The organism is Nocardia sp. NPDC003963 (assembly GCF_053605105.1).
Window position 1 is genome coordinate 13,752 of the sequence record NZ_JBSGIP010000057.1, and the last position, 13,952, is coordinate 27,703.

The 13,952-nt window shown below is 67.6% G+C and carries 6 protein-coding genes; 4 read left to right on the plus strand and 2 right to left on the minus strand.

Annotated features, from left to right (window positions below; all coding sequences use genetic code 11):
- The first annotated feature begins 41 nt into the window (after window positions 1-41).
- The 4 genes from ACWEWT_RS35395 to ACWEWT_RS35410 all read left to right on the plus strand — a co-directional run bounded on the left by ACWEWT_RS35395 (window position 42) and on the right by ACWEWT_RS35410 (window position 10,633).
- The gene (locus tag ACWEWT_RS35395) at window positions 42-2,624 is read left to right on the plus strand and encodes a DNA polymerase III subunit gamma and tau (protein WP_452565262.1); all 2,583 of its coding nucleotides are present in this window, start codon (window positions 42-44) and stop codon (window positions 2,622-2,624) included.
- A 296-nt stretch (window positions 2,625-2,920) separates the two neighbouring features.
- A complete protein-coding gene (locus tag ACWEWT_RS35400) occupies window positions 2,921-4,132 on the plus strand; it encodes an acetyl-CoA C-acetyltransferase (protein ID WP_452565263.1) in 1,212 nt (403 codons plus the stop codon).
- A gap of 41 nt (window positions 4,133-4,173) precedes the next feature.
- On the plus strand, window positions 4,174-6,324 hold the full coding sequence (locus ACWEWT_RS35405) for a 3-hydroxyacyl-CoA dehydrogenase NAD-binding domain-containing protein (protein WP_452565264.1): 2,151 nt from the start codon (window positions 4,174-4,176) through the stop codon (window positions 6,322-6,324).
- Between the two features lie 634 nt (window positions 6,325-6,958).
- A complete protein-coding gene (locus ACWEWT_RS35410) occupies window positions 6,959-10,633 on the plus strand; it encodes a protein kinase domain-containing protein (RefSeq protein WP_452565266.1) in 3,675 nt (1,224 codons plus the stop codon).
- Between the two features lie 15 nt (window positions 10,634-10,648).
- Here the strand turns inward: ACWEWT_RS35410 and ACWEWT_RS35415 are convergent, their stop codons facing one another.
- On the minus strand, window positions 10,649-11,965 hold the full coding sequence (locus ACWEWT_RS35415; protein ID WP_452565265.1) for a class I SAM-dependent methyltransferase: 1,317 nt from the start codon (window positions 11,963-11,965) through the stop codon (window positions 10,649-10,651).
- Window positions 11,962-13,398 (minus strand): FAD-binding oxidoreductase, encoded by a 1,437-nt coding sequence (locus tag ACWEWT_RS35420; protein WP_452565267.1) that lies wholly within the window; start codon window positions 13,396-13,398, stop codon window positions 11,962-11,964. The genes ACWEWT_RS35415 and ACWEWT_RS35420 overlap by 4 nt, the downstream gene beginning before the upstream one ends.
- Window positions 13,399-13,952: the final 554 nt, after the last annotated feature.

A 13,952-nucleotide genomic window follows, 5' to 3' on the forward strand; every position in this document is an offset into this window, starting at 1 on the left:
GCCGGATGCGCGCTGTCGGGGTGCGCCGGTAGCCTCTGGCCGTGGCTCTGTACCGGAAGTACCGACCGGCAACGTTCGCTGACGTGGTGGGCCAGGAGCATGTCACCGACCCGCTGTGTACCGCGCTCGACACCGGCCGGATCAGTCATGCCTATCTCTTCTCCGGTCCGCGCGGTTGCGGAAAGACCTCGTCGGCCCGGATCCTCGCGCGTTCGCTGAACTGCGTACAGGGCCCCACCTCCACGCCCTGCGGCACCTGCGCGTCCTGCGTTTCCCTGTCGCCCGGCGGTGGGGGCAACCTCGATGTGATCGAACTGGACGCCGCCAGCCACGGCGGTGTCGACGACACCCGCGAACTCCGTGATCGAGCCTTCTACGCGCCCGCCGAATCCCGCTACCGGGTGTTCATCGTCGACGAGGCGCATATGGTCACCACGGCGGGTTTCAACGCGCTACTCAAGATCGTCGAGGAACCCCCGGCCCATCTGATCTTCGTCTTCGCCACCACCGAGCCGGAGAAGGTACTGCCGACGATCCGTTCGCGGACCCATCACTACCCGTTCCGGTTGCTGCCGCCCGCCACCATGCGGGGTCTGCTCGGCGATATCTGCGAGCAGGAACAGGTCCCCGTGGAAGAAGCGGTGTATCCGTTGGTGATCCGCGCGGGCGGTGGATCCCCGCGCGACAGTTTGAGCGTGCTGGACCAGTTGCTCGCCGGCGCCGGGTCCGAGGGCGTCACCTATCCGCGCGCCGTCGCACTGCTGGGGGTGACCGATGTGGCGCTGATCGACGATGCGGTCGACGCGCTGGCGGCAGGTGACGGGGCCGCGTTGTTCGGCACCGTCGACCGGGTGATGGAAGCCGGTCACGATCCGCGCCGGTTCGCGGTGGACCTGCTCGAACGTCTGCGCGACCTGATCCTGATCCGGGCCGTTCCCGACGCCACCGACCGTGGACTCGTCGCCGCGCCCGCCGACCTGCTGGACCGGATGTGCGATCAGGCCGCCCGGCTCGGCCCCGCGGCGCTCACGCGCTACGCCGAACTCCTGCACGCCGGGTTGGGGGAGATGCGCGGTGCCACCGCGCCGCGGCTGCTGCTCGAAGTGGTCTGTTCCCGGATGTTGCTGCCCGCGGCCGACGAATCCGAGGGCGCGACTCTGCAGCGGCTGGAACAGCTGGAACGGCGGGTCGCGTCCGGCGCCGTCGCGGCACCGGCGGCCACGTCCGCGAACAGCGCGCCGACGGGTGCCCCGCCCGCCGAAGCCGCTCCGCTGCCCGCGCGGCCGGCGGTAGCCGATCCGTCCCGCCGCCGGGGCGCCGAAGCCCTGGCCGCGCTGCGGGAGTCCAAGACCGGGCGGTCGCCGGAACACTCCGCGGCCGGAGAGCCGCAGCCCGCGCAGACCACGGAGGGCCCGACGGGTCCCGCGCCCGATCGGGGCGGCCGCGACCAGCAGGCCGCACCTGTTCCGCCGGGACCCGCCGCCGCGCCAACGGCGCCTGCCGAGGTCACCGCCGGCCCGGTGGGGCCGCAACGTCATGGATCCGGCGGACCCGAGGCCCCGCCCGCCGGCCCGGCGCAGGCTCCCGAGACCCCGCCCGCCGCGCAGCCGTCCGCCGCCGCCCCGCAACCCACCCCGGTGGCGCCGGAGTCGGCTGCGGGGACCCCGTCCGGTGCGGAAGAAGTCCCGGGTGGCACGGGACCGGTCGCGGCCGACGATTCGGCGGATGCGGGTGCCGACGCCCGCCCGTCCGGGAGTGGGTCGCCTGCCGGGACCGCACCCGCGTCGGCCGGACCGGAGGCCGATCCGGCTCCGGCGGATCCCGAATTGCTCGCGGCGGTGGAGGCCGCGTGGCCGGAGATCAAGGTCAAGGTGAAGGAGTTCGGGCCGACGATCGGAGCGATGCTCACCTCGGGGGCATCGGTGGCCGGGGTGACCGACGGTGAGATCGTGCTGGCACACCACGCCGCGTTGGTCCAGCGTCTCTCGCAGCCGCAACCGTTGTCTGCCGTCCGGTCGGCGGTGACCGCGGTGCTCGGCCGGGAACACCCGGTCCGGTGGGTGGTCACCGGGCAGCAGGTCGCCCGGGGTCCCGGCGGGCGCGAGCGGGGCGGGCGCCGATCGGGTGGCACCGAGTCGGGTGAATCCGACGAGGGTCGCCGAGGCGCCCCGCGGCGACCTGCTCCGAGCCGATCGGCCGGTGAGCCGGTCGAGGCGCGCCGCGGCGAGGGTGCCGAAGGTCCGACGACGGGTTCGGCCCCGGCGGCGCAGGACGGCGGCGCGGGCAGCTCGGACAACGGTGGCCCGGCGAGCAACGGAGCGCGTGGGGGAGCCGGCGATTCGACGCGGCGGCCACCGCGCTTCTCCCGGCCGAGCCAGGCCAAGGCCGCGGGCGCGGCGAATCCGTACGACGATATCCCGCCTCCGGACTATCCGGATCTGCCCGACGATCCCGGTGATCACGGTTACACACCCAACAGCGTGCCGCCCTCCACTCCGGAGGAGGAGCAGGAGATGCTCGCGGAGTCGGCACAGCCGGTGGCTCCGGGCGATCGGCGCGACCCGGACGAGGTCGCTCTGCGGCTCCTGGCCAGTGAGCTGGGCGCCACCCCCTTGAACGGTTGACAACCACCGTCTCGACCACGTTAAGTTAACCGGAGTTCGCATCCGGCGGTAGTATGGGCGGGTGGCTGCGGACTTCGGTGAGACGAGGTTCTATGGTGGGCCGTGAGGTACGGGCCGCTCGGTACCCCCTCGCTGGCCCGTGCCGTGGTTTGTACAGCGTATGCCCGCGCGGGTTACCGGCCCGTCAGCGCTGCCAACTGAATACGGACGGTCGGTCGAACGGCCGGTCGGCGAGGTAACTCGCGTCTGCCCTGCCAGGTGCGGGCGGGCGTATTCCTACGAAGGGACATTCCGATATGACCACAGAGGCCTACATTTACGAGGCCATCCGCACCCCGCGCGGCCGCAACAAGAAGGGGTCGCTGCACTCGGTCAAGCCGATCGACCTGACCACCGGGCTGGTGCAGGAGCTGCGCAACCGCTTCCCGAACCTCGATGAGGACCGGATCTCGGACCTGATCCTCGGCGTCGTGTCCCCCGTCGGCGATCAGGGCTCCGATATCGCCCGTACCACCGTGCTGACCGCCGGACTGCCGCAGACCGTCGGCGGCGTGCAGATCAACCGTTTCTGTGCCTCCGGCCTCGAGGCCGTGAACATGGCCGCCCAGAAGGTCCGCTCCGGGTTCGAGGACCTGGTGCTGGCCGGCGGTGTCGAATCGATGTCCCGTGTACCCATGGGTTCCGACGGCGGCGCCTGGATGCTCGACCCGGCCACCAACTACGACACCTACGTCGTCCCGCAGGGCATCAGCGCCGACCTGATCGCCAGCATCGAGGGCTTCTCCCGGGAAGACGTCGACGCCTACGCGGTGCGTTCGCAGGAACTGGCCGCCAAGGCGACCACCGGCGGCTACTTCGCCAAGTCGATCGTCCCGGTCAAGGACATCAACGGTTTGACCGTCCTGGACAAGGACGAGCACATGCGTCCCGGCACCACGCTGGAGGACCTGGCCAAGCTGAACCCGTCGTTCGCCGGTATCGGTGAAATGGGCGGCTTCGACGCGGTGGCGCTGCAGAAGTACCACTTCGTCGAGAAGATCGACCACGTCCACCACGGCGGCAACAGCTCCGGCATCGTCGACGGTGCCGCGCTGGTCCTGGTCGGCACCGAAGAGGCCGGTAAGGCCTCGGGCCTGACTCCGCGTGCCCGGATCGTCGCCACCGCCACCAGTGGCGCGGACAGCACCATCATGCTCACCGGTCCCACCCCGGCCGCGCACAAGGTGCTGGCCAAGGCCGGTCTGACCGTAGACGATATCGACCTGTTCGAGATCAACGAAGCGTTCGCCTCGGTGGTGCTGAAGTTCCAGAAGGATCTGCAGATCCCGGACGAGAAGCTCAACGTCAACGGTGGCGCCATCGCCATGGGCCACCCGCTGGGCGCCACCGGCGCCATGATCACCGGCACCATGGTCGACGAGCTGGAGCGTCGCAACGCCCGCTACGCCCTGGTCACCCTGTGCATCGGCGGCGGTATGGGTGTCGCCACCATCATCGAGCGCGTCTGACGCCGACCGAACCACATTCTTCCCGAGGAGATATAAAAACCGTGAGCGAAGCCAACATGATCGGTTGGGAGAAGGATTCGGACGGCATCGTCGTACTGACGATGGACGACCCGAACCAGGGCGCCAACACCATGAACGACCTCTACAAGAAGTCGATGACCGCGACGATCGAGCGGCTCGAGGCCGAGAAGGACGACATCACCGGTGTCGTGCTGACCTCCGCGAAGAAGACCTTCTTCGCCGGCGGTGACCTGAAGAACATGATGCAGGTCGGCCCGGACAACGGCCCCGAGCTGATGGCCGAACTGTCCGAGATCAAGTCGGCGCTGCGCCGTCTGGAGACCCTCGGCAAACCGGTCGTGGCCGCCATCAACGGCGCCGCCCTCGGCGGTGGCCTGGAAATCGCGCTGGCGACCCATCACCGGATCGCGGCCGACGTCCGCGGCGTCGTGATCGGCCTCCCCGAAGCGACCCTGGGCCTGCTGCCCGCCGGCGGCGGCATCATCCGCACCGTGCGCATGCTCGGCCTGCAGAACGCGCTCATGGGCGTGCTGCTGCAGGGCCAGCGCAACAAGCCGGCCAAGGCCAAGGAGATCGGCCTGATCGACGAGCTGGTCGGCTCGATCGAGGAACTGGTCCCCGCGGCCAAGGCGTGGATCAAGGCCAACCCCGAGGGCGGCGTCCAGCCGTGGGACAAGAAGGGCTTCAAGATCCCCGGCGGCACCCCCGCCAGCCCGTCCTTCGCGGCGACCCTGCCGGCCTTCCCGGCCAACCTGCGCAAGCAGATCAAGGGTGCGAACATGCCCGCCCCGCGTGCCATCATGGCCGCCGCGGTCGAAGGTTCACAGGTCGGGATCGACGACGCCTCCCTGATCGAATCGCGTTACTTCGTGCACCTGCTCACCGGGCCGGTCGCCAAGAACATGATCCAGGCGTTCTTCTTCGACCTGCAGACCATCAACAACGGTGGTTCGCGTCCCAAGGACGTGCCGAAGAAGGAGATCAAGAAGGTCGGCGTCCTGGGCGCGGGCATGATGGGCGCCGGTATCGCCTACGTATCGGCCAAGGCCGGCTACGAGGTAGTGCTCAAGGACGTCACCATCGAGGCGGCCGAGCGGGGCAAGAACTACTCGGAGAAGATCGAGGCCAAGGCACTCTCCCGGGGCAAGACCACCGAAGAGAAGTCCAAGGAACTGCTCGACCGGATCAAGCCGTCCGCCGATGTCGCCGACTTCGAAGGCGTCGACTTCGTGATCGAGGCCGTGTTCGAGAGCACCGAGCTCAAGCACAAGGTCTTCCAGGAGATCGAGGACATCGTCACCCCCGACGCGCTCCTCGGCTCCAACACCTCGACCCTGCCGATCACCGGCCTGGCCGAAGGCGTCAAGCGCCAGGAAGACTTCATCGGCATCCACTTCTTCTCGCCGGTCGACAAGATGCCGCTGGTGGAGATCATCAAGGGTGAGCGCACCTCCGACGAGGCCCTGGCCCGAGTGTTCGACTACACCCTCGCCATCAAGAAGACCCCGATCGTCGTCAACGACAGCCGCGGCTTCTTCACCTCCCGCGTGATCGGCACCTTCGTCAACGAGGCGATCGCCATGCTGGGCGAGGGCATCGAACCCGCGACCATCGAGCAGGCCGGTTCGCAGGCGGGCTACCCGGCGCCGCCGCTGCAGCTGACCGACGAGCTGAACATGAAGCTCATGCAGAAGATCGCCAAGGAGACCGAGGAAGCCGCCAAGGCCGGCGACGCCGCCATGGGCACCGAACGGCACCCGGCCATCGACGTCGTCGAGTACATGGTCGAACAGGGCCGCCCGGGCCGCCTCGAGAAGGCCGGCTTCTACGAGTACGACGAGAACGGCAAACGGCTCAACATCTGGCCGCAGCTGCGCGAGCACTTCAAGACGACCTCCGGGTTCAACGTGCCGCTGCAGGACCTGATCGACCGCATGCTGTTCGCCGAGGCCATCGAAACCCAGAAGTGTTTCGACGAGGGTGTTCTGGAGTCCACCGCGGACGCCAACATCGGGTCCATCTTCGGCATCGGCTTCCCGGCCTGGACCGGTGGTGTCCACCAGTTCATCGTCGGTTACCCCGGCGGCCAGGCGGGCTTCGTGGCCCGGGCCGACGAACTGGCGAAGAAGTACGGCAAGCGCTTCGAGGTCCCGGCCTCGCTGCGCAAGTAGGTCCCGAACCGGTCGTCACCGATCGATGTGGAACCACCGGCGACCCGTCCCACCACACGGTGGGGCGGGTCGCCGTGTTTTCGGCGGTACCGGAGGTTTCGTACACGCCGGCTGTATCGGCGGGCGTTATCGCAACGGAACGAATCCGACACGCGGTCCGGGACACACCGCGCGGACAACCGGAATCCTGTGGATGCCTGGGGATAATTGCGACCGTCCCGCGCAGGTGGCGTCGGCGGGTCGGGCCGCGATTCCGGTGCGCCGACGGTCCCGGGTAACTCATCCCGCGGCCGGCGCGATATGAATCGAGACCGCTGAACAGGACACGCGAGCCGGATGAAACCACCCATCGGGGTATCGGGCGCGCTACGTTGGAGGTGAAGACCGGAACGGCATGGTGGCGGGATTCGCCGCCGCGGCCGATTCGTTACGAGTGCGAGGTGGTGAGATGACTCCACGAACGCGTTCGGGCCCCGGGGGCCGCGAATCGGATAACGCCTACCTCTCTGCCGACGCTGCCGTTCCGGAGGTCGCCGCTGATCCGGAAAACCCCGCTGCTCCAGGTGACTCCGGAGCCGGCGGCGCGGTCGAGGAATCCGGCGCATCCGCGGAAGCGACACCACCCGAACCCACCATGGGCGTCGCGAGCCCGGCCGGACCCGACCCCGGCGAAACGGAACGGATGTCCGAGGAACTCGCGGCGCTCGGGCTGACCGAAGCACACGAGATCGGGCGTGGCGGTTTCGGCATCGTGTACCGCTGTGTCCAGCGGGCGCTGGATCGGGTGGTCGCGGTGAAGGTGCTCTCCTCCGATCTCGACCCCGAGAGCCGGGAGCGCTTCCTACGCGAGGAACACGCGATGGGCCGGTTGTCGGGGCATCCCAATATCGTCGACATCCTGCAGGTCGACGTGACCGCCAGCGGATTGCCGTTCATCGTGATGCCGTTCGCCACGCACGGTTCGCTGGAACGCCTCGTACACGAGGTGGGTCCCCTGAGCTGGACGGATACCCTGCGCGTCGGAGTGAAACTCGCCGGTGCCATCGAGAGCGCGCATCGGACGCGGATTCTGCACCGGGACGTGAAACCGGCCAACGTGCTGCTCAGCTCCTACGGGGAGCCGCAGCTCACCGATTTCGGGATCGCCCGCATGCCGGGGGGTTTCCGCACGTCGAGCAGCCAGATCACCGGTTCGCCGGCCTTCACCGCCCCCGAGGTCCTCAAAGGTGCCGAACCGACGGTGCGCTCCGATGTGTACGGGCTGGGTGCCACCCTTTTCGCTCTGCTCACCGGCCACGCGGCGTTCGAACGGCAGGCGGGGGAACGGGTGGTGGCACAGTTTCTCCGGATCACCACCCAGCCGGTTCCCGACCTTCGTGAACAGGACATTCCGGCTGATGTGGCCGCCGTCATCGAACAGGCCATGGCCCAGGAACCGGACGAACGCCCCGCCTCGGCCTACGAATTCGGTGAGATGTTGCGCGCGGTGCAGCTCGCCCACGATCAGGTCCCGGACGAAATGGCACTGCTGGATCCCGAGGTCACGGCTGTCGACGCCGTACCACCCGCACACGAGAGGGCGCCCGCGGTGACCGCGCGCCGGAGCTGGCCGCTGTTACCGCCCACCACGTCGGGCCGCCGGGGTACCGCCGCTGACGCCGCGCAGATCCCGAGCCCGTTCGGCGTCGCCCGGGCACGCAAACGAGGTAGTGCGACGGGCCCGCACACCGGTGTGGCCCGCCGGCTCGGCGCGGCCGGTAGCGCACCGGAAGGTTCGCCGGCGACTTTGCCGCCGAGCCCGGCCACCAAGTTCCGTCCGCCCACCCCGCCGCGGGAACCGGTGCGGCGGCCACGGTTGCTGGATATCCTGCGCGACGGTGTCGGTAGACGGCTCACCGTGATCCACGCCCCCGCCGGATTCGGCAAGAGTGTGCTGGCCGCGCAGTGGCGCGACGAATTGGCCGGATTGGACCTGCCCGTCGCCTGGATCGGTATCGACAGCGGGGACGACAACGAGGTCTGGTTCCTGGCACATCTGATCGAGGCGGTCAACCGGGTCCGGCCGGAGATCGGCGCCGGCCTGGGGCAGATGCTCGAGGAGCGGCCCGCGGATACGGTCACCTTCGCGATATCGAGTCTGATCGACGAACTGCACACCAGCGGGAAACCAGTGGTCGTGATCATCGACGACTGGCACCGGCTCAGCGATCCCGGTGCGCTGCGGGTGCTGTCGGCGCTCCTGGACAGCGGCTGCCACCACCTGCGGTTCGTGGTGGCCAGTCGTGATCCGTCCGATCTGCCGATGGGCCGGATGCGGATGAACGACGAACTGGTACAGATAGATTCCGAGCAATTGCGGCTGACCCGGGCCGAAACCGGTGAAATCCTGGTGCGAAGCAACGGTTTCACCCTCGATTCCGATCAGATCGACCGGATCTACACCGCCACCGACGGCTGGCCCGCCGCGATCCAGCTGATCAGCCTCGCCCTGCGCGACGACCCGGACCCCGCGGGACTACTGAATCGGATATCGGAGGGCGGGCACGGTATCCGCGAGTATCTGGCCGAGAACGTGCTGGACAGCCTGGAACCGGAAATGCTCGACTTCCTCTCCGATCTCGCGGTGATCGAGCAGGCGAACGGATCGCTGGCCGCCGCTACGACCGGTAACGACGAGGCCCCGCGGCTACTCGAACAGGCCGAACGGCGCGAACTTTTCGTACGGCACACCGACGAGGATCCGGAGTGGTACCGGATGCAGCCGCTGTTCGCCGAATACCTGCGTGCCCGACTGGACCGGACGCGGCCGGGCCGGGTGAAAACACTGCACCGCCGGGCCGCGCGCTGGTACGCCGAACATCAACTGTTGCGCAAATCGGTGGACCACTCCCTGGCCGGCACCGATTTCAAGACCGCGCTCGATCTGCTGGAGAGCGGCGGAATGGATCTGATCGAGGGGTCACGGGTCGCGACCCTGCTCGGATCGGTCTCGAAACTGCCGGTACAGCAGGTCGCGACGCGTTCGAAACTGCTGATGGCGGTGGCTCGCGCGAATGTGAACCTGCAGCAGTCCAGCGCGGCGCGATCCGCGCTGACCCGGCTGTCGAACGTCCTGTCGCGGAGTCCGGAAGACGACGGCGAGGTCCGGGCACAGCGCTGCCAGGCCGCGGTACTCGCCGCCTCCGACGAGATCGCCCACGATCGCACCGCGGGTGTCCTCGAACAGGTCGCCGAATCGCTGAAACACCCCGACCAGCTGCCCGCGTGGACGGTGGCGACCGCGGCGAATATCCAGGCCTATGTCCGGATCTGCGAATTCGATTATGCGGCCGCGGCGGCCGTGCTGGAGTGGGCGCGCCCGTATCAGGAGCGATCGCGGGAACCGCTCGGTGAGATATTCGCGTGGTGCGGCCGTGGACTCATCGCCTACGAACAGCTCGATATCCCGGCCGCGCTGAGCGCCTACCGCCAGGCATACGAGATTGCGAAGACCCGGTCCGGGGCACGCTCACACGGGGTCCGGGCGGTAGCCGGGCTGCTCGGTGAGCTGGAATATCGGCGGGGTGATCTGACCGCCGCCGAGGAACTGTTCGACGAGAGCTACCGACTGGTGGCGCGGATCGGCCCGATCGAATCATTGATCGCCACCATCGTCACCGGTGCCCGGGTGAAGGCCCTGCGCGGTGACCTCACCGCGGCCGCGGTGCGGTTGTCCGAGGGATCGCGGATCGCGGCCGATCAGCAGCTGTCCCGGCTGGCCGCCCATATCCGGGCCGAGCAGATCCACCTGGGAATCGTGGCCCCGGGCCCCGGCGATCGGCCCGAGGCCGCGGACAGTACCGCGCGCAGTCTGGCCGAACTCACCGGAGGCGACCGCGATTCCGGCCCGGATCGCGCGCCGACCGTGCTGAACATCGAGGCCGGCGAGATCACCGTCATCCGCGCTCTGCTCGAATCCGGAGATCGGCAGGAGCACGAGCGCGCGGCCCGGCATGCCCGCGCGCTCTACGGGCGCACCGGCGAACAGCGGCGACCGCGGGCCCAGCTCGATATGTCGTTGCTGCTCGCCGAATGCCTCGCCGCCGCGGGGTGGGTCGGCGAATCGGCCGCCCTGCTGGCACCGGCGTTGTCCACCTGCGCCGAACTCGGCTGGACCCGGCCACTACTGGACGTGGGCCCGGCGGTGCGCGAGATCTTGCGCGTGGTGCGCGACGACCTGCCGGTCACCACGCCGGACGGAACGGACACGGTCCGCACCCTCGGTGAGATCCGTGTCCCGATCCGCTTCCTCGACGATCTGCTCAGCTGAGCCCGGACCGTACCGCTACGGCTGCCACCAGGGCCGCAGTGGTACCACGGGGCGTCCGGAAGCACCCAGTTTCACCCCGAGTACCTGATGCAGCTGCACGACATTGCGTTCGAAACCGAGCCGGCTCCCCGCCATGTACAGGCCCCACACCTTGGCGGTGCCCTCCCCGGCCTCGGCCACACACACATCCCAGTTGGCCACCAGGTTCCTGCACCATTCGGCGAGTGTCAGCGCGTAGTGCTCGCGCAGATTCTCCTCGTGCAGTACTTCCAGGCCGATGTTCTGGATCTCGCTGATGATCCGGCCGGAACCGATGAGCTCCCCGTCGGGGAATACGTATCGGTCGATGAAATCGCCCGCCTTGGTGGTACGGGTGTTGTCCGGCCGGGTGATGCAGTGATTGAGGAACAGGCCACCCTCGCGCAGTTTGCTCTGGATGTACCGGAAATAGTACGGATAGTTCTGGACCCCGATATGTTCGGTCAGGCCGATCGAGGACACCGCGTCGAATTCGGTTTCGGTGACGTCGCGGTAGTCGGAATGACGGACCTCGGCCAGCTCGGCGAGCCCCTCCTCGGCGATCTTCCGCTGCGCCCAAGCGGCCTGTTCGGCCGACAGGGTGGCACCGATGACCCGGACCCCCCGTTTGGCGGCATAGCGGACCATCCCGCCCCAGCCGCAACCGATATCGAGCAGGCGATCGCCCTCTTTCAGCCGCAGCTTCTCGAAGACCAGCCGGTACTTGTTCTCCTGCGCCTGCTCCAGCGTCCAGTCCCGGTCGCCGTAGCAGGCGCAGGTGTAGGTCATCGACGGCCCGAGGACATACTCGTAGAACGTGTTCGAGACGTCGTAGTGATGGTGGATGACCTCGGCGTCGCGGGCCTTGGAATGCCGCAAACCCTCCAGTGCGATCCGGCGCCAGCGCGGCAGGGTCTCCTGCGGCGGTGGCGGCACCGGTCGCAGCCGTTCCCAGCCGAGCGACCGGGCGATGGCCACCAGGGAAAGTGCCGACGGACGTTTGAATTTCAGGTCCGTCATCGCGGCGAGGATTTTGTAGGGGTCACCGGGATGCACTCCCGCCGCGTCCATATCACCGGATATGTAGGCGCGGGCCAGACCGAGATCGCCGGGGGCGTTGGCGAGATAGTTGATGCCCCGCGGATTCCGGATCTCGAGTGCGAACTCGGAATCCACCGGGCCGGTTGTGCTGCCGTCGTATGCGGTCAGCTTGATGGGGACATCGCCTTCGACCAAGGTTTCGACAACCTCGGCGATGCTGAGCCGGGTGCCCAGGTCCGCGAAAGCATCGGATCTATCCTTGAATGTAGTCATCTGCGTTGCACCGCCTTCGAGTACAGATCCAGCAGACGCTGGCCGGGATCGTAGCGTTTCTTCAATGTTTTGTAACTTTCACCGCCGTAAAGAGCGGCAAATTCCTCGGGCTCGTAAAAGGAGTCCGAGTACAGGGATTTGTGTCCGTCGAATTCGGTGACGGTTTTCTCGATGGCACGGTTCGCCGCGCCATCCATCTGGCCCGGCGATTTCGGAACCGCCGACCAGAAGCCGATATTCACATAGGTGCGGCCCGGGCGCAGCGGATACAGCGGCCAGGGCCGGGCGTCGTCCGCCGCGGCGGAATCACGCAAACGCAGTGGGCACAGCCAAATGGGCTCGATGGGGACCTCACGCAGAAACCACTCCACGAAATCCGCAGTGCGTTCCACCGGAACTTCGATATCCTGCACCACGCGTTCCTGCGGTGGTTCGCCCCGGCGCGCGGCCAATTTGTCGCCGATGTTGTAGCGATGATCGAGCGCGACCAGCTTCCAGTAGAAGCTGCTGCGCCGATAGCGTTTAGGCCAGAAACGGCGGATCCTCGGGTTCTGTGTCCCGAACGCGCGTGAGCACCAGAACCAGTCGGTATCCCACCGCCAGAGATAGTCGTGGATCGTGAGCCGGTCGCGTTTCGGCGCCGGGCCGTCGTGCTGGATGGACCGGTAGTAGATATCCATATCGGTGTAATCGCTCACCGGTCCCGGTTCGCCGGTCTGCCGGCCCAGGGTGAGGTAGCTCTCCCCGGCGCTGAACACGACGCCGTCCAGATAGTCGACCTGTTCTCCGTCGTGGCTGCGTTCCAGTACGATCCGCTCCAGCACGGACTCGAGTTCGCGCAGGTCGTGGAACCGCAGATGGCGCAATTCCACATACGGCGGCACCGATTCCAATTCGATCTTCAACCGGGTGGTGTAACCCAGCGTGCCGTAGGAGTTCGGGAAACCGCGGAAGAGTTCGCCGTCCGCTCCGTCGGGGGTGATGGTGACGAGCTCACCTGCGCCGGTGAGCACTTCCATCTCCAGCACCGATTCGTGCGGCAGGCCGTTGCGGAACGAGGTCGATTCGATACCGAGCCCGGTCACCGCGCCGCCCAGGGTGATGGTCTTGAGCTGCGGCACCACCAGGGGCGCCAGACCGTAGGGCAGGGTGGCCGCCACCAGCTCTTCGTACGTGGTCATCCCCGCGACCTCGGCTGTCCGGGCGTCCGGGTCGACTTCGATCACCCGGGTGAGCCCCGAGACATCCAGTCCCGGTGCCGTGTTCTTCGCGCGCGCGCGGAAAAGATTGGAAGTCTTCTTGGCCAGCCGCACGTTTGCGCCCGCCGGGATGGCGCGATAGCTCGCGAGCAGGCGGTCGACACCTGCCCGATATGCAGCGAACCCGGATTCATATGCGGCCGGACCGTGGCCGGCCTTCCCCAACAGACTCATTGCCACGTCTAGACGCTAGCCCTACTTGGTCTTGATCGGCCACAGCGGGGGGATCGTCGGTGGCGAAATGTCACATATCTGTTGCACGGTGTTCGATGATCTGTTCACACACCGATTGACCGCTATTTCGGAATTGTCTGTATTAATGGAGACGTCTTCGTCGCTGGGCTGTGTTCCGACTACCCGTTCTTCGCCACTTCGCCCAGCCGCCGCGATCCTGCGCTACGGCGCGGCGGAACTGGGGTGGAAGCTCGACCATTGCACAGGTCGACCATCCAGAACGGGGGAGAAGTGTCCAGGGGGCTTTCCTGTGGCGGGGTTCGGGGGCTTGTCGATGCGAGATCTGTGTCGTGTATACCGGTTGCGGACGGGGTGGTGCGGGTGTCGCGGACGGGATTCCCCCGCGACGGGGGTGGGCTGGTTCGTGGAGGCGGGATGTGGGCCTGCTTGTGAAGGTGCTGTGTTTTTGGCGCCGCCTTCGGCGTCGCGGGGGTTGAGGCCCCCTGGTGTCCCGCCGTTCAGGCCTCGAGACTCGCGCCTTCGGCGCATGCGCT

What these genes read in the sequence shown, in the direction of transcription:
- ACWEWT_RS35400 (WP_452565263.1), top strand. Translation starts at nt 2,921, where the DNA reads ATGACCACAGAGGCCTACATTTACGAGGCCATCCGCACCCCGCGCGGC.
- ACWEWT_RS35410 (WP_452565266.1), top strand. Translation starts at nt 6,959, where the DNA reads ATGGGCGTCGCGAGCCCGGCCGGACCCGACCCCGGCGAAACGGAACGG.
- ACWEWT_RS35415 (WP_452565265.1), bottom strand. Translation starts at nt 11,965, where the DNA reads ATGACTACATTCAAGGATAGATCCGATGCTTTCGCGGACCTGGGCACC.
- ACWEWT_RS35420 (WP_452565267.1), bottom strand. Translation starts at nt 13,398, where the DNA reads ATGAGTCTGTTGGGGAAGGCCGGCCACGGTCCGGCCGCATATGAATCC.